This is a genomic window from Solwaraspora sp. WMMD791 (genome assembly GCF_029581195.1).
Taxonomy (GTDB): Bacteria; Actinomycetota; Actinomycetes; order Mycobacteriales; family Micromonosporaceae; genus Micromonospora_E.
Window position 1 is genome coordinate 4827329 of sequence record NZ_CP120737.1, and the last position, 16236, is coordinate 4843564.

The 16236-nt window shown below is 73.6% G+C and carries 14 protein-coding genes; 6 read left to right on the top strand and 8 right to left on the bottom strand.

Going from position 1 to position 16236, the window contains the following annotated elements:
• Positions 1–46: 46 nt before the first annotated feature.
• Positions 47–838, bottom strand: a complete 792-nt coding sequence (locus tag O7623_RS21555; protein ID WP_282224825.1) for a hypothetical protein — start codon at positions 836–838, stop codon at positions 47–49.
• Between the two features lie 436 nt (positions 839–1274).
• On the opposite strand from O7623_RS21555, the gene O7623_RS21560 reads away from it, so the two are divergent.
• Positions 1275–2819 carry a peptide deformylase gene (locus O7623_RS21560; RefSeq protein WP_282224826.1) on the top strand — a complete coding sequence of 515 codons (1545 nt, stop codon included), beginning with the start codon at positions 1275–1277 and terminating at the stop codon, positions 2817–2819.
• 19 nt (positions 2820–2838) lie between these two features.
• On the opposite strand, the gene O7623_RS21565 is transcribed toward O7623_RS21560, so the two are convergent.
• Positions 2839–3954: a globin domain-containing protein gene (locus O7623_RS21565; RefSeq protein WP_282224827.1), complete on the bottom strand. Its 1116-nt coding sequence runs from the start codon at positions 3952–3954 to the stop codon at positions 2839–2841.
• 199 nt (positions 3955–4153) lie between these two features.
• On the opposite strand from O7623_RS21565, the gene O7623_RS21570 reads away from it, so the two are divergent.
• Entirely contained in the window at positions 4154–4900 is a 747-nt protein-coding gene (locus O7623_RS21570) for a CPBP family intramembrane glutamic endopeptidase (protein ID WP_282229503.1), read from the top strand.
• On the opposite strand, the gene O7623_RS21575 is transcribed toward O7623_RS21570, so the two are convergent.
• On the bottom strand, positions 4887–5921 hold the full coding sequence (locus O7623_RS21575; protein WP_282224828.1) for a hypothetical protein: 1035 nt from the start codon (positions 5919–5921) through the stop codon (positions 4887–4889). The two genes, O7623_RS21570 and O7623_RS21575, sit on opposite strands and share 14 nt — an antisense overlap.
• 251 nt (positions 5922–6172) lie before the next feature.
• Here O7623_RS21575 and O7623_RS21580 point away from each other — a divergent pair, with 251 nt between their 5' ends.
• On the top strand, positions 6173–7357 hold the full coding sequence (locus O7623_RS21580) for an erythromycin esterase family protein (RefSeq protein WP_282229504.1): 1185 nt from the start codon (positions 6173–6175) through the stop codon (positions 7355–7357).
• Between the two features lie 33 nt (positions 7358–7390).
• On the opposite strand, the gene O7623_RS21585 is transcribed toward O7623_RS21580, so the two are convergent.
• Genes O7623_RS21585 through O7623_RS21595 form a run of 3 tightly spaced genes read right to left on the bottom strand, consistent with a single transcriptional unit; the run spans position 7391 to position 10994 of the window.
• A complete protein-coding gene (locus tag O7623_RS21585; RefSeq protein WP_282224829.1) occupies positions 7391–9796 on the bottom strand; it encodes an FtsX-like permease family protein in 2406 nt (801 codons plus the stop codon).
• The gene (locus O7623_RS21590) at positions 9793–10473 is read right to left on the bottom strand and encodes an ABC transporter ATP-binding protein (protein WP_282224830.1); all 681 of its coding nucleotides are present in this window, start codon (positions 10471–10473) and stop codon (positions 9793–9795) included. The genes O7623_RS21585 and O7623_RS21590 overlap by 4 nt, the downstream gene beginning before the upstream one ends.
• Positions 10470–10994 (bottom strand): PadR family transcriptional regulator, encoded by a 525-nt coding sequence (locus tag O7623_RS21595; RefSeq protein ID WP_282224831.1) that lies wholly within the window; start codon positions 10992–10994, stop codon positions 10470–10472. The genes O7623_RS21590 and O7623_RS21595 overlap by 4 nt, the downstream gene beginning before the upstream one ends.
• Before the next feature lie 109 nt (positions 10995–11103).
• Between O7623_RS21595 and O7623_RS21600 the strand changes: the two genes are divergently transcribed.
• The 3 genes from O7623_RS21600 to O7623_RS21610 are packed head-to-tail and all read left to right on the top strand — an operon-like array spanning position 11104 to position 13879.
• Positions 11104–11640: a PadR family transcriptional regulator gene (locus O7623_RS21600; protein ID WP_282224832.1), complete on the top strand. Its 537-nt coding sequence runs from the start codon at positions 11104–11106 to the stop codon at positions 11638–11640.
• Positions 11637–12347 carry an ABC transporter ATP-binding protein gene (locus O7623_RS21605; protein WP_282224833.1) on the top strand — a complete coding sequence of 237 codons (711 nt, stop codon included), beginning with the start codon at positions 11637–11639 and terminating at the stop codon, positions 12345–12347. Before O7623_RS21600 ends, O7623_RS21605 begins: the two co-directional genes overlap by 4 nt.
• Positions 12344–13879, top strand: a complete 1536-nt coding sequence (locus O7623_RS21610) for an FtsX-like permease family protein (RefSeq protein ID WP_348775100.1) — start codon at positions 12344–12346, stop codon at positions 13877–13879. The genes O7623_RS21605 and O7623_RS21610 overlap by 4 nt, the downstream gene beginning before the upstream one ends.
• A 95-nt stretch (positions 13880–13974) precedes the next feature.
• Here O7623_RS21610 and O7623_RS21615 read toward each other — a convergent pair whose 3' ends face one another.
• Both O7623_RS21615 and eccE read right to left on the bottom strand, forming a co-directional pair.
• Complete coding sequence (locus O7623_RS21615; RefSeq protein ID WP_282224834.1) at positions 13975–14664, bottom strand: hypothetical protein; 690 nt, start codon at positions 14662–14664, stop codon at positions 13975–13977.
• Complete coding sequence (gene eccE / locus O7623_RS21620) at positions 14661–16235, bottom strand: type VII secretion protein EccE (RefSeq protein WP_282224835.1); 1575 nt, start codon at positions 16233–16235, stop codon at positions 14661–14663. Before eccE ends, O7623_RS21615 begins: the two co-directional genes overlap by 4 nt.
• Position 16236 lies beyond the last annotated feature (1 nt).

Sequence of the window (16236 nt, forward strand, 5' to 3'; positions counted from 1 at the left end):
CGATAACTGCAAGATCGTCGAGGGGGGACCGTGGTGCCCGGGGTGGTCAGGGGCGGATGCAGCAGCCGGGGCAGATCTTCGGGTCCGGCAGGGTGAACGCCAGACAGCAGGTCCGGCGCTGTACGGTCAGCGCGCCGTCCGCCCCGGGTACCAACTCGATCAGGTCGCCGACGTCGAGCGCGTCGAGCAGTGTGCCGATCGTCGCGGCCGACGACCCCGGCAGGGCGTCCGCCGCCTGCAGCACCGCGTAGGCGACGCCGGAGGAGAGCGAGCCGAGCAGGGTACGCGGGCCGAGCTTGACCCGGGAGTGGATCCGGTCGAGCAGTGGGCTCATGTGCTGGTCGAGCAGGGACGTCCGCAGCACCCGGAGCAGTTCGGCCTCGTCGGCCACCACCAGCACCTCGGGCAGGCCGGCGGCTGCGATCGGGTCGTGCGGCAGCACCGCGACCGGGATGCCGGGGCGCAGGCCGACGTCGACCAACGGGCCGTCGTCGTCCATCCGCAGCAGTACGTCGTCGGCCCGCATCAGCGGCACCCGTCGGGCCGACGCCCAGCCGAGCGCGACCGGCAGGGCCACCCAGTAGCTGTACGCCTTCCAGGCCAGGGCGGCGGCGGCGTGCCGTTTCGCCTGCCAGCGGCTGGCCGCCGAGTCGAGCATCCGGGGCAGCTGGTCGCCGTCGATCAGCGCGGTGGCCGGAAACCAGCCGGTGGCGTCGTGGACCAGCAGGCCGGCGTGCAGGCCCGGCAGGTCGTCGGTGCCGAACGCGGCACGCAGGGTGGCGCTGATCGGGGCCAGTGGGGCGGCGGCCCGAGCGCGGGGGTCGATGACGGCAGTCACTGGTGGTGACCGCCGTTCGCGGAACCGGTGGCCGCGAGGGAGCCGATGCTCCCGTGCTGAGCTGGGCGGTCGTTGCCCTGCCTCATCGCTGTCACCTCTCGCACCTTCCGCGTGCTGCCGACGTCTCACCCTAGCTTCCTAAGGCTAGCCTAACCAGACTTTGGCGAAACTGCCGCATGAAGAAATAACATCGTGTAACGGAGAGTGTTTGTTGCGCTCCGGTGTGGTGCGGGTCGGTGGGTAGCGTCCATCGCAAGGCAACTGTGGGTTACCCCGCTGGCGACATCTCGTCCATAGGATGACGTACGGCTCTGTTGGCATTGCTGAGCGTGGCGGACGTCGAGTTGTCAAGGATTCTGTCGGTAACGCGCCAATGTCGACCGGGCGTACGAGTCGGAAAGCAGACTGAAGATCCGGCCTGAGGGGACGCCTTGCGATGACCAGCTCGCCCATCGACCGCGCCGCGGACACCTTCGCGGCCGAACTCGCCCAGTGGCGCATCGACCGGGCGATGACCAAGAAGCAGCTGGCCGCGCGGATGGGCTTCGACCCTTCCTACATCAGCCACGTCGAAGGCCGCCGGCACCGCCCCACCGAGGACTTCGCCCGCCGCGCCGAAGCCGTGCTCGGCGCCGGCGGCGCGATCTGGCAGCGCTACCAGGAGTACGACGAACTGCGGCACAGCCGGGCCACCACCACCCCGCTGCGCGACCCACCCGTACCGGAGCAGTGGATGCCGCCCGGCACCGGACTCATCGTCGAACAGGAGGTCGCCACCCTCAGCTACCAGGACGGCTACTACCACTGCACGATCCGCCGCGCGCTCTACAACGCCGGCACCGAGCCGGTGACCCGCTACCTCGCCCGGATCGCCGTCGACCGGTACCCCGACGACCCGGACCGATCCAACCGCCACCACCGCGACCACCCGCTGACCTTCGCCGAACTGGACCTGCACGCCTACTGCGGCCCACCCGGACACCGCGAACCGATGCAGTGGCGCAAGAAGCACGACCGGGACGCGTTCAAGGAGGTCTGGCTGCTGTTCGAGAACCCCGACGGGCGGTACCCGCTCTACCCAGGCCAGCGCACGACCATCGAGTACGCCTACCGGGTCGGGCAGGAGAAATGGGGGCAGTGGTTCCAGCGCGCCGTCCGGCTGCCGACCCGGCAGCTCACCGTACGGCTGGAGTTCCCGGCGGCGTTCGAGCCGCAGGTGTGGGGGGTCGAGACGTCGTTGTCGGCCGAGGACGCGCCGCTGCGTACCCCGCTGCGCCGCCAGCAGGTCGACGGCCGGACCGTGTGGGAATGGTCGACCGACGCCCCGTTGCTCAACGCCCGCTACCGGCTGGAGTGGCGGTTCCGCTCCGGCCAGCCGGGTGGCCCCGCGCCGGACGGTGCCGACGGTACGCCGGACCGGCCCGACACCCGGGCCAGTGAGCGGATGCGGGCCATCGGCATCGTGCAGCGTGGCGCCGAGATGCTGCGGCAACCGGCCCAGCCGTTCGAGCTGCCGGCCGACGAGACCGTGGCCCTGGACACCGTGGACCGGCTGCGGGCGATGCTGGCGCGACTCGACGAGCTGCACCCGTTCAGCAAGGGTGTCGGGCTGGCCGCACCCCAGATCGGGCTGCCCTGGGCCGCTGCGGTCGTTCGGTCCGCCGACGCCGGTGCCGAGCCACTGGTGCTGCTCAACCCCCGGGTCGTCGACGCCTCCGCCGACACCGACGACCGGTACGAAGGCTGTCTGTCCTTCTTCGACGTCCGAGGGCTGGTCCCGCGCCCGCTGCGCCTCGACGTCGAACACGCCCGGTTCGACGGCAGTCGGGTGATCACCTCGTTCGACCGGGCGATGGCCCGGCTGGTCGCCCACGAGATCGACCACCTGGAGGGGCGGCTGTACGTGGACCGGATGCCGCCCGGATCGACCCTGGTCCCGGTCGAGCAGTACCGCGACAGCGGCCGCCCCTGGACCTACTGACGCCGATCCACCGCCGGCCTCACACCTCTCCGAAGCTGTCGTAGCGGATGTGCGCGGCCGGCACCTCCAGCTCGGCCAGGGTCCGCAGACTGGCCCGGACCATGCCGGACGGGCCGGCCACGAAGAAGTCGTGCTCGTGCCACGGGCCGTAGCGGGCCAGCACGTCGGGCACCGTACCGTGCTCGCCGGTCCAGCCCGGGTCGTCGGTGCAGCACGGCACCAGGTTCAGCCACGGGTACGCGGCGGCGAGCCGCTGCAGCTCCGGCAGGTCGTACAGGTCGTCACGGGTACGGGCGCCGAAGTAGACGTGCACCCACCGGCTGCGGTTGAACCGGGTCAGCTCGTCGACCAGCGCCTTGATCGGTGCCAGCCCCACCCCGCCGGCCAGGCAGACGATGTCGCGGGGCGAGTCGCGGTCCAGCAGCATCGTGCCCATCGGGGCGGCGACCCGCAGCAGGTCGCCGGGGCGGACCCGGCGGACCAGCGCGCTGGAGACCCAGCCGGCCCCGGCGGCCCGGACGTGGAGTTCCAGTACGTTGTCCGGCCGGGGCGCGTTGGCGATCGAGTAGCTGCGCCACAGCCGGGGCGCGTAGCGCGGCGCCTCCACGCTGACGTACTGCCCGGCCTGGTGGACCAGCGGATGCTGCAGCGGCCGGCAGGTCAGTACGGCGACGTCGGTGCCCCGGCGTTCGTGGCTGAGCACCTCGGCGTGCCAGAAGGCCGGGCCGGTGTCGCTCTCGGCACCGATGATCAGGTTGGTGGTGAGCAGTTGCAGGGCCTCGCTCCAGGCCTGGTCGTACTCGATGGTCCACCGTTCGTCGGCCACCGTCCGCAGCGCTTCGAGCAGGGCGGGGCCGAACACCGCGTACTGTGCAGGTTGCACATGGAACTTGCGGTGCGCCCGGCCGAGGCCCTGCAGGTACTCGGCGAACTGCTCCGGGTCGTCGATCGAGCCGACCGCACTGACCAGCGCCTCCACCAGGCAGCGGCGCTGGGTGTCCATGTGTACCGGGAACAGCTGGCGCAGGCTCGGCTGGTCGAGGAACAGCCGGGCGTAGAAATAGCCGGCGACCTGGTCGCGCTCCTCCTCGACGAGGACCCAGCTCTCCTTCAGCAGTTGTGCGAGATTGCTCATCGGGCCCTTCCCCGTCACCGTGCCGCCACTGACCACGTATTCGCTCAGTCCCAGAGTGAACACTCTTCGTAGTGCTCCGTCGGACACGATGTGCGACTTTGCTCAGTCGTACCGGCTGCGGCACAGTGGTCCGGTGACGGTCGAACTCACCGGGCCACCACCGCCGGCCAGCAGCCGCGACGCCGACCCGGCCAGCCCGCTGCCACCCCGGATACTCCGCCACGAGGTGCTGCTGGTGCTGGGCGTCTCCCTCGGCCAGTCCGCCATCTACGCGCTGGTGACCATCACCGCCCGGCTCACCGCAGACCGGCCACTGGGCCAGCAGACCGCCACCATGAACGCCTCCCAGTCGGCCCGCCCCTGGCTGGACCTCACGTACCAACTGCTCGGGATCTTCTTCGCCCTGGTCCCGGTCGTACTGGCGGTCCACCTGCTCAACCGTGATCGCGCCGACGCCCGTGCCCGGCTCGGCCTCGACGCCCGGTCGCCGTGGCGCGACCTTGGCTGGGGCGCGACGCTGGCCGCCGCGATCGGGCTGCCCGGACTCGCGCTGTTCTGGGTGGCCGCGCTGCTCGGCCTCAACGCCAGCCTGGTCCCGGCCGCGCTACCGCAGCTGTGGTGGACGGTCCCGGTCCTGATCCTGGCGGCCGCGCAGAACGCCATCCTGGAGGAGGTCATCGTGGTCGGCTACCTGATGACCCGACTGCGTCAGCTCGGCTGGCGCATCGGCGCGGTCGTCGCCACCAGTTGCCTGCTGCGCGGCACCTACCACCTCTACCAGGGCCTCGGGGCGTTCGTCGGCAACGTGATCATGGGCGTGTTGCTGTCGTTGTTCTTCCTGCGTACCCGGCGGGTGATGCCGCTGATCATCGCGCACACCCTGCTGGACGTGTTCGCGTTCGTCGGCTACGCGCTGCTGCCACGGGAGTGGTTCAGCTGGCTGTGACCGGCCGTCGGTAGAGCGCCGTCGCCCGCGCGGCCAGCCGCTGCATCACCAGCGTGTCGCCGGTGCAGGCGACCAGCGCCCGCGCCCCCGGCAGCAGCCGGGCCGGTAGCCGCAGCAGGGCCCAGCCGCCGCCGGACAGGCCGCCAGCCAGCTCGGCGAGCCGCTGCGCGCCACCGGACCAACGCGCCACCGGGTCGCCGTCGTCGTCGGCGGCCGGTCGCTGCGCGGCGGCCAGCGCCGTCCGGGCCGCGTCGACATCGGGATGTACGCCGGTCAACACCAGCAACTCCGCCGCCCGCTGCCGGTCGGTCGGGTCGTGCCCGTACGCGGCCGACACGTGCAGGGTCAGCGCGGCCTGGGCCCAGCCGAGAGTCGCCAGCTCCATCGCCGGGCCGAGCAGCCCGGCGGCACCGGCCGCGACCGCACCGGCGCCGGCGTACCGGGTGAACCGGCGGGCCGCCAGCCGGGCGAGGGCGTCGTCGCCGGCCGCCGGGTAGTCGCTGCGCAGCCGCGCCACCCAGTCGCGCGCCGCCGGCCCGATCCGGTCGACCGCCGTCAGGGCCAACAACTCCGGGGCGTACGTCGGACGCGCCAGCACCTGCCAGCCGATCCCGTCCGGTACGCCGACCGGCGTCGGCGGTGCGGGCGGTGTCGCCGGCGGAGGTGGGGCCGGTACGGCGGCTGCCGCCTTCCTCGGGGCGGCCCGCTTCGCCGGTGCCTTGGCTGGTGCCGTGGTCGGTGCCTTCCTGACGGGTGCCGTCTTCTTCGCCGGCACCGCCTTTTTCGTCACCGGCTGCTGTTGCCGTCGTGCGCTGGCGGCCGGCGGCACCGGCTCCGGCGTCGGCGGCTGGAACAGCACCGGCGCGATGGCAGCCGGCGGAGCCTTCGGTTTCGCCGCCTTCGCCGCCTTCGCCGGGGCGGCCTTCTCCGCCGGGGCGGCCTTCGGTGGGGTGGCCTTGGGCGCGGCGGCCTTCGGGGTACGGCGGCGGCCCGGCTGCGCGGGGGGCGACGGCTCCTCCATGCTGAGTCAGCCTATCCCGAACCCGCCAGCACCACCCGTCACACGCGGTGCCGGGCCCGCGCGGCCCCGCGCCGGCCCCGCGTCTCGCCGGCGAACCGGCCCGCGCTGGCCGCGCGTTTCGCCGGCAGGTCGGCGGGTACCCCGGCGCGGTGGCCCGACCTGCCGCTGACCTCGCCGCGCTGGCGACGCCGCTGACCAGCGCCGACGACCTCGATCCGCTGATCGAGCGGGTCGGTGACGCCCGAGTGGTGATGCTCGGCGAGGCCAGCCACGGCACCCACGAGTTCTACGCCTGGCGGGCGGCCGTCACCCGTCGACTCGTCACCGAACGTGGCTTCCAGTTCGTCGCCGTCGAAGGCGACTGGCCCGACTGCGACCGGGTCGACCGCAGCGTACGGGGCCGGCTCGACGCCCCCCGCGACCCCCGCGACGCACTGATCAGCTTCGAACGGTGGCCGACCTGGATGTGGGCCAACGACGAGGTGGTCGACTTCTGCCGGTGGCTGCGTCGGCACAACGACTCGGTCGGCGAGGCCGCCCGGGTCGGCTTCCACGGCCTCGACGTCTACTCGTTGTGGGAGTCGCTGCGGGAGATCCTGGTCCACCTGCGTGAGCACCGGCCCGACCAGGTGCCGGCGGCGCTGGCCGCGTACCGCTGCTTCGAACCGTACGGCGAGGATCCGCAGGACTACGCCTCGGCCCTGCGGCTCGTCCCGGCCGGCTGCGAGGCGGAAGTGATCGACCTGCTGGTCCAGCTGCGGGCCGCGGCCGCCGCCGACGGCGCCGGCAGCTTCGGAGCCTGGCAGAACGCCGAGGTCGTGGCCGGTGCCGAACGCTACTACCGGGCGCTGCTGGCCGGCGGCCGACTCTCCTGGAACGTCCGGGACCGGCACATGGACGACACCCTCGACCGGCTGCTCGACCACTACGGGCCGACCTCGAAGGCCGTCGTCTGGGCGCACAACACCCATGTCGGCGACGCCCGCGCCACCGACATGGCCGACCTCGGCGAGGTCAACATCGGACAGTTGGCCCGCGAGCGGTACGGCCGGGACCAGGTCGTGCTGGTCGGCTTCGGCACCTACCAGGGCACCGTGGTGGCCGGGGACTCGTGGGGTGCGCCGATGCGGCTGATGCCCGTACCGCCGGCCCGGCCCGGGTCGCTCGAAGCGGAACTGTCCGCCGTCGCCCCGGCCGAGGCGTTGTTCGTCTTCCCGGCCGACGGCGGACCGGACCTGCTCACCGACGAGCGGGACCACCGGGCGATCGGGGTCGTCTACCGGCCGCACCGGGAACGGCACGGCAACTACGTGCCGACCGTCCTCGGTGACCGCTACGACGCGTTCTGCTGGTTCGACCGCAGCCGGGGGGTACGGCCGCTGCGTACCCCCCACGTCGACCTGCGGGAACCCGAGACCTTCCCGTCCGGGGTCTGAGCCGCGATCCGGCCGGGCCGGTTGGCGTGCGCCCTATTCGGTGCGCAGCCCGTCGGCGCGCATCAGCCGCCACAGCGCCGGCAGGCCGGCCACCGCGACCAGCAGCGTCGCGCCGACCCCGGCCGCGCTGACCCCGACCACGGTCCACCAGCTGATCAGCAGGTCGCGGCCGACCATGCCGAGCAGCACCGCGCCGAGCCCGACACCGGCGGTCACCGCCAGGACCAGACCCAGCAGTACGGGCACCAGGTGCTGCCACAGCACGGCCCAGCCGAGCGCCCGACGCGGCGTGCCGAACGCGTCCAGCATGGCCAGCAGCCGGCGCCGCTCCCGCAGCTGCTCCAGCGTGGTGACCAGCATGCTCGCGCCGATCAGCAGCAGGGTGACGACGATACCGATGGCCAGTCCCCGTCGGATGTCGCCGAACCGGCGTACCTCCGTCGTCGCCGACAGGGTGGAGAGCAGATCGGTCGGGTTGACCTCGGCGAGAATGTTGCGGACGTGCTCGACCGCGTCCGGCTGGCCGGGATCGAGCATCAGGTACGCCATCGTCGGCAGCGGGCCGGCCGCGTCGACGTCGACCGTGTCCGGGGTGGCGAAGACGCCGTGCCGCGCGATGCCGTACGGGTCGTCGCGTTGCTGCGCCGGCCGGGCGTCGGCCGGCACCGTCCACTCGTAGCCGCCGGGCTCGACCCGCACCCGGTCACCGGCCTGCACCCACGCCACGTCCTGCTGATCCTCCGGTGGTGTCACGACGAACACGGTGCCGTCGGCGCAGTCGCTCAGCGCGATCAGCTCGGCGAGCACCGCACAGTCGGCGATCACCAGCTCGGCCGAGGACGGCGCGTCGGCCGGGCCGCCGGTGACCAGGACGGAGCGGTAGCCGGCGGTCGAGGTGACCCCGGGCACCGCGTCCAGCCGGGCCAGCAGCGCGTCACCGGCCGACCGGTCCTGCTCGCCGAGGTACGCGAGGTGGCTGGCCCGGTCGGGATCGGCACCGGTGTCCTGGACGAAGTCGTCGTCGATGCCGGTGAACAGGGCCTGCAACGCGATGGTGCCGGCCACCGCGACCGCGACCCCGGAGACCAGCCGGGCGTTGCCGCCGCCGTCGACCTGCAGCCGGCGGATCGCCAACTGCCAGGGCACCGGGCCGCCGCGCAGCCGCCGTACGGCGGTCTCGACCAGCCACGGCAGCAGCGTCACCACCCCGATCAGCAGCAGCACCGCCCCGGCGGCCACCTGGTAGCGGGCCGCCGGATCGAAGGTGGTGATCCCGTCGCGCAGCAGCGGGTAGAGCAGCGCCAGCCCGGCCAGCGGTACGGCCAGCCGCCACCAGGCCCGTCGTCGGCGCGGCGTGCTCCGACGTACCACGCCGAGCGGTTCGACGACGACACCGCGCAGCGCGATCAGGCCGACCGCGACGGCGGCCAGCGGCGCGGCGACGACGACCAGCGCCACCAGTACGGCCGGTGGCCGCAGGTCGGCGGCGAAGACGCTGAGGTTCCACACCTGCAGCAGCGGGGCGATCTGCCTGCCGACGGCGAACAGCAGGGCACCGACGGCCAGACCGAGCACCGCGCCGGTGAGCGCCTCCCCGGCGGCGATCCGGGCGATCATCCGCCGGTCGGCACCGACCAGCCGCAGCGCGGCGAGCCGGCGGTCCCGGCTGGCACCGCCGAAGCGGACCGCCGCGCCGAGAAAGACCACGATCGGCAGCAGCAGGACGACGAAGATGACCACCAGCAGCAGGGTCAGGGTCGGCCCGAACTCCTCGCCGGGTGGTCCGCCACCGAACGACGCGACTCGAGGGTGCGACACCGGGTCGAGGGTGTCGACGCCCCGGTAGAAGGCCAGTTCGGCGGGGCCGGTCAGACCGGCCGGGCCGATCTCGCCGATGATCCGTTCACCGATGCGGGGGGCCAGCAGCGCGCCGTCCGGGCTGGCCAGCAGCTCGGCCAGCGCCGGTGAGACGACCGCCTCGCCGGGGCCGGGCAGCCGGGTCACTCCTGGCGGCAGCGGTGCCCGCTGGCCACCTGACCGCACCGCCATGCCCCAGATCGACCGGCCCTGGAAGGTCGTGTAGGCGTGCGTGATCAGCAGCGTGTCGTCGGCCAGTGCGGTCGATGCGCTGTCGTCGGTCGACGGGCCCGCGTCGTCGGCGGTCGGTGGTGCCTGCTGCCAGGTACGGTCGGCGCCGCGCTGCTCGCGGGCGTCCAACGCGGCCGGCACCGCGGCGGCGAGCAGCAGCATCGCCACCCCGATGCCGACGCCGACGGCGGTGAAGATCGTCCTGGTCCAGCCGTCCCGGCCGCCGCTGAAGGCCAGCCGGGCACCGAAGGCCAGGTCGTGCCCGAGCCGGCCGAGCCCACCGCCACCGTCACGCTGCCTGTCGTCGCGTGGCCGGTCGGCGTACTGCCCGGTGTCACGCGGCCCGGTCATCGGGCCAGCGCCAGGTCGCGGGTGCGGCCGTCGCGGACCACGACCTCCCGGTCGGCGTACGCGGCGACCCGTGGCTCGTGGGTCACCAGCACCACGGCCGTCGTGGCATCGCGGGCGGCGGCGGTCAGCAGCTGCATCACCCGCTCGCCGTTGAGCGAGTCGAGGGCACCGGTCGGCTCGTCGGCGAAGACCACCGACGGCTCGCCGACCAGCGCGCGGGCGATCGCCACCCGTTGGCCCTGCCCGCCGGACATCTCGCCGGGCCGCTTGTCGGCGACGTCGCCGACCTCCAGCCGGTCCAGCCAGTCGGCGGCCCGCCGCTGCGCGTCGCGGCGGCCGACCCGGTTGAGCCGCAGCGGCAGCGCGACGTTCTCCACCGCCGTCAGCTCCGGCACCAGCTGCCCGAACTGGAAGATGAACCCGAAGTCGGTACGGCGCAGCGCGCTGCGCCGTACGTCGGACATGGCGGTCACGTCCTGGTCGCGGTAGCCGACCCGCCCCGAGTCGGGTCGGCTGATCCCGGCCAGGCAGTGCAGCAGGGTCGACTTGCCGGATCCGGACGGACCCATGATCGCGACCACCTCGCCGGCGACGATCCGGATCGACGCCCCGGCCAGTGCCGGGGTCGCCCCGAACGACTTGTGCAGTTCCTCGGCGTACAGCAGGGGTGTCGTCACCGGTGCAGCTCCTTGGCGAGTTGGTCGAGCCGGGCGGCGGTCAGCTCCAGCCAGCGCAGGTCGGCTTCCAGGTGGAACAGGGCGTGATCGCAGATGAGCTGGTCGGCGAGGTCGCCGCCGGTCTTGCGGCGGGTCAGCTCGCGCATCAGCCGCAGGTGCTCGCCGCGCTGCACGTCCAGCAGGTCGGCGGCGGGCCGGCCGGTGAGCAGCGCCAGCACGACCTTGGTGTAGAGGGTGTTCTGCAGGTAGACGTCAGGTTTCTCGGGTTGGCGCAGCCACTGGGTGACGTCGGTGACACCGGCGTCGGTGATCGCGTACCGCTTGCGTTCCGGGCCGTCGCCGGGGACCACGCCGTCGACCTCGACGAGGCCGTCGCGCAGCAGCCGGGACAGGGTCGAGTAGACCTGGCCGAAGTGCAGCGGCTTGCCACGGGCGAACCGTTCGTCGTAGGCGCGCTTGAGGTCGTAGCCGTGCCGGGGGGCGGACTCCAGTAGCCCGAGGAAGGTCTGACCGAGGGACATGGTCGTCACTGTACCCCAGGTGTATACACCGGGTGTATACGGATTGCCGGGCCCGCTTGAGCAGTGAGTCGGTTGACACCAGCTATTCGCTCAGTGAATAGTTACCCGGGTGTCCACCGTCCACGTTCTCCTCGGGCTGCTGTCCCGTGGCCCCCGGCACGGCTACGAGCTCAAACGCGACCACGACCAGCGGCTGCCCCGCGCCAAACCCATCGCGTTCGGCCAGGTCTACGCCACCCTCGGCCGGATGCAACGCGACGGACTCGTCGAGGAGGCGCAGCGCGACCGCGCCGCCGGACCCGACCGCACCTCGTACGCCCTCACCGACACCGGCCGGACCGCCCTCGACACCTGGCTCGACGCCATCGAGGCACCCGCCCCGTACGTCACCAGCGCCCTGCTGGCCAAGGTCGTCGTCGCCCTGCTGATCGACGACCCCGAACGGGCCCGGCGCTACCTGGCCGCCCAACGCGCCGCGCACGCCGCCCGGATCCGGGAACTCACCCGCACCAAGACCACCCCCGACGCCACCCTCGGCGAGATCGTCGCCGCCGACTACGCCATCAACCATCTCGACGCCGACCTGCGCTGGCTCGACGCCACCGTCGGACGCGTCGCCGACCTGCACCGGGAGGTGCACCAGTGACAACCAGCGAAACGGTGCTCGCCGGCCGGGGAGTGGTCCGCTCGTACGGCGCCACCCCGGCGCTGCGCGGAGTCACCCTCGACGTCGCCGAAGGCGAGATCGTCGCCGTCACCGGACCGAGCGGCTGCGGCAAGTCCACCCTGCTGCACTGCCTCGCCGGCATCCTGCGCCCCGACGCCGGCGAGGTGCTCTACCGCGACCAGCGAATCGACCTGCTCTCCGAATCGGCCCGCGCCGTGCTGCGGCGTACCGAATTCGGGGTGCTGTTCCAGTTCGGCCAGCTCGTCCCGGAACTGACCGCCGCGGAGAACGTCGCCCTGCCCCTGCTACTCGCCGGCACGGGGCGGCGAGCAGCACGGACAGCGGCGCTCACCTGGCTGGACCGGCTCGGCGTCGCCGACCGGGCCGACACCGTACCCGGCGAGATGTCCGGCGGCGAGCAGCAACGCTGCGCCATGGCCCGCGCGATGATCAGCGAGCCACGGGTGCTCTTCGCCGACGAACCCACCGGGGCGCTGGACAGCCTCGCCGGTGAACAGGTCCTCGGCCAGCTGGTCCGGATCGCCCGCGATCAGCGGACCGCCGTCGTGCTGGTCACCCACTCTCCGCGCGTCGCCGGGTACGCCGACCGGGAGATCCTGCTGCGCGACGGCGAGGTGGACCCGGCCGGGCTCGGCCAGGTCGTCACCCAGGCGGCCGGGTCGTGATCCGCCCGACCACCCTGCTGCGGCTCGGCCTCGCCGGCACCCGCACCGACACCGTACGGATCGTCCTCACCGCCGCCGCGTCGTCCCTGGCCACCCTCACCTTCCTGGCCGCGGCGACGGTCATCGCCGTACCCACGGTCTCCGACGACCGCTCGAACCGGTCCCCGCAGTACGGCCCGGCGCTGCTCGCCGAAGCCGGCCTGCGGCCCGGCGTCGCCATCACCCTGTTCCTGTTGGCGATCCCGGTGCTCGCCCTCGCCGGACAGTGCGCCCGACTCGGCGCCCCGGCCCGCAACCGCCGGCTCGCCGCGATCCGGCTGGCCGGCGGCACCCCCGGCCAGGTCCGGGCGCTGGCCGCCACCGAAACCGGACTGGCCAGTACGCTCGGCGCCGGTGTCGGACTGGCCGGCTACCTGGTCGGCCGGTGGCTGCTGCACCGCCCCGACGCCAACGGTCTGCTGCCGCTGCCCACCGACGTCCTGCCCCCGGCCTGGGCCCTGCTGCTCATCGTTGCCGGCATCCCGCTGCTGGCCACCGGTGTCGCCGCCGTGCTGCTGCGCGGCGTCGTCGTCTCGCCGTTCGGCGTCCGCCGCAGCGGCCGGGTCGGCCGCCCCGGCTGGTGGCCCGGCATCCTGATCCTCGGCGGGTTGGCCATCGCCTTCGTGTTCCGGCCGCTGCTCGACTGGACCGTCGGCCAGGGAATGCCGTTGTGGACGGTGGCGCTGCTCGGCTTCGTCGGCGCGCTCGCCGTCGCGATCGGCGTCGCCACCGGCACCGGCTGGATCTCCCACGTCAGCGGGCAACTGCTGCACCGGGTGGCCCGCCGCCCCGCGACCCTGCTCGCCGCCCGACGGCTGACCGCCGACCCGTGGCACGGTGCCCGGACCTTCGCCGCGTTGCTGGTCTGCGTGCTGTTCGGGGCCGGCACCGCCGGCTACCGCGCCTACATGGCGACCGAGTTCAGCAGCTGGGAAGGGGTCGAGCGGCTGCTCGCCGAGCAGAGCGGGCAGCCCTACCACCCGAGCGACAACAGCTTCTACTTCAACGCGGTCACCCTGGTGAACATCGCGGTCCTCGTCGGCCTGACGATCGCCGCCGCCGGTCTGGCGGTCGCGGTCGCCGAGAGCGTCGTCGAACGCCGCCGCGCCAACGCCGCACTCGTCGCCACCGGCGTGCCGCGAGGCGTCCTCGCCCGCTCCGTCCTGGTGCAGACCCTCACGCCGCTGCTGCCCGCGACCCTGGTGGCGCTGGCCGCCGGGACCATGCTGGTCCGGGCGCTCGGCACCGAGGTCTCCTCCGGCTCCCGGACGACCGGCTACTGCGAACCAGCCGACGCCTGCCGAACCCCTGAGGACTGGGAGCGGTACGCCCGCTTCATCGAACACCCCGGGGTCACCCTCGCGGTGCCGGTGCCCCTGGACGACCTGGCCCTGCTCGGGGCCGGGGCGGTGCTGGCCGCCCTGGCCACGGTCGGCATCGGTCTGCTGTTCCTGCGCGGCGCCACCGACGTGACGGAACTACGCGCCAGCTGACCGGCGGTCACACCGTGGCCCGGCCCGGGGCCGGCGCGTCAGGCCCGGCCCGGGGCCGGCGCGTCAGGCCCGGCGCGTCCGGGCCGTGTCCGCTGTCAGGGCCGGCCGACAGGGCCGAGCAGCGCCGACTCCATCGACGTCGGATGCAGCATCACCCACTGCAGCCGGCCCTGGCCGACCAGCCCGACCATCTCCGGGTGGATTCGCGACAGCCAGCTCTGCGCCCCGGTGAACCCCAACGTCGACGCGGCGAGCCCCGCCTCGGCCTCGGTCAACCGCTGGAACACCACCAGGTCGCTGCGGACCAACGGATCCAGATCCCAACTGCCCAGATCGCTGCGGACCACCAGCGTCGCCCGCCAGGGGGCACCGACGTCCGGCAGCGCGCCCACCGACGGACCGACGTCGACCACCAGCAACTGCGGATGCGCCGGCGACGGCGGATCCGGCGGCCGGGTGCCCGGCGGCAGGAACGACACCGACTCCCGTCCCAGCCCGCACTGGTGCGCGAACCCGTGCCAGTCCGGCTCCCGGGCCGACGCCACGAACAGGTGCGCGCCGAGTGCCAACGCCCGCAACGCCAGCAACTGCGCGCACCGCAGCCCGCCGACCAGCAGCAGCCGGGTCGGTTCGGGACGGAACAGCCGTACCGACACCGGCTCACCCTGCCGGTTGCGCCCGACGACCAGGCCGTCCCCGCCGGCCCGGAGCCGTACGTCACCCAGCGCCTCCGGCCCGGCGATGTGCAGCCCGGCCGGCGGATCCATCGACAAGGGACCGGTCACGGCAGGAAACCCCCGAGTGGCAACGTGGCGGCCAGACCCTGGGCGTGCTCGCCGTCGATCCGTTCGGTGAGCCCACCACGTTCGCGTACCGCCTCGGTCAGCGCCTGGTCGCCGGCGGCCAGCGTCGCGGTGTCGGTGGCGGTCAACCGGACCGCCGCCGACACGATCACCTCCTGACCGCCGACCTGCGTCGGATGCGGTGGCTCGCGGGTCACCGCCACCGACACCACCGTGTCGACCATCGGCAACTGCCGCAGTACGTCGTCGAGCTGCCACGGCAGCTCCGGCCAGCGCAGCAGCCGGCGGCAGACCTGCGGCACCTGGCCGCTCCACCAGGCGTGCCAGGTCTCCTGTGCGGTCACCCGGTCACTGGCGGTGCCGTACACGTTGCCGGCGTCCAACCGACCCGGCAGCGCGGCAAGGTAGCCGATCGCGGTCAGCAGGTCGTCGCGGCCCAACAGCCGGGCCGGCATCCGCTCCTGCTTCAACTGGCGCTGCACCCGACGCAGTGCCGACACCAGCACCGGCGTCAGCACCGTGTCGGTGTAGCTGTCCGGGGTCCGCATCGCCTGGATCACCAGCCAGGCCCGGCGGTGCGCCGGCACGTCGCCGCCGGTCAACTCCCGGTACGAACGTTCCACCAGACCCCGGCCGGCGCGCGGCGCGGCCGCCACCTGGACCAGCAGCTGCACCGCCACCGGCGGAGCCGCCGGATCGGCCGCCGGCAGCAGCGCCGCCGGCGACGGCAGGCTCAGCGCCGACCCGACGAAGAGCGAACCGTCGGCCGGGTCCAGCTCCAGCACGCCGCACAACCCACCACTGTGGCTGATCGTCGCGGCCGTCCGCCCGGCCACCTCGACGGCGCCGACCGTGGCCGGGTCGGCCACGAAGCGCAGCAGGTCCAGTGCCCGATTGCCGCCCCCGGCGGGCAGCCGCCGGGACCGCAACCGGAACCTCAGCCACACCACCAGCCACTGGTACAGCCAGCGGCCCCGGACCCGGACGACGGTCGGCGCCACCAGCGGCACCAGGATCGCCGCGGCCAGCAGCGCCGTCATCGGCCCCCGCTGGTACGCGGCGAGCAGCGCGGTCAGCGCCAACTGCCAGTAGACGAGCTGCCCCAACGCGAACGGCCCCGTACCGGGCCGGATCCGACGTGGCCGGATGCGGCCGACCGGCGCGGCGGCAGCCGAGGACCCGGCGGCGGCCTCGCCGAGCACCGGCACCCGCGCCGCGCCGGCGGCCCGGGTCCGGCCCACGGCCGCCGCCTGCGGTGCCGGTGGGGTGACACCGGCCCGCGCGGCGACGGCCGCCGCACCCTGGCCGGCGACGGCCGCCGCACCCTGGCCGGCTGCGGCCGCGACCTGGCCAGCGGCGGTGCCGACCTGGCTGGCAGCGGCGTTGCGCTGACCGGCCCCGCCGAGCCGTGGCGGCGGCACCGACGACGGTGCCGCCGCCGACTCCGCATCGGCGGGCGTGGGAGCCGGGCGCTGCTGCGGTGCCCACTGCTGCCCGGGTACGGCGGTGGCACCCCGGTACGGGTCCGGCGATGCCGGCGGCTCAGCGGTCATC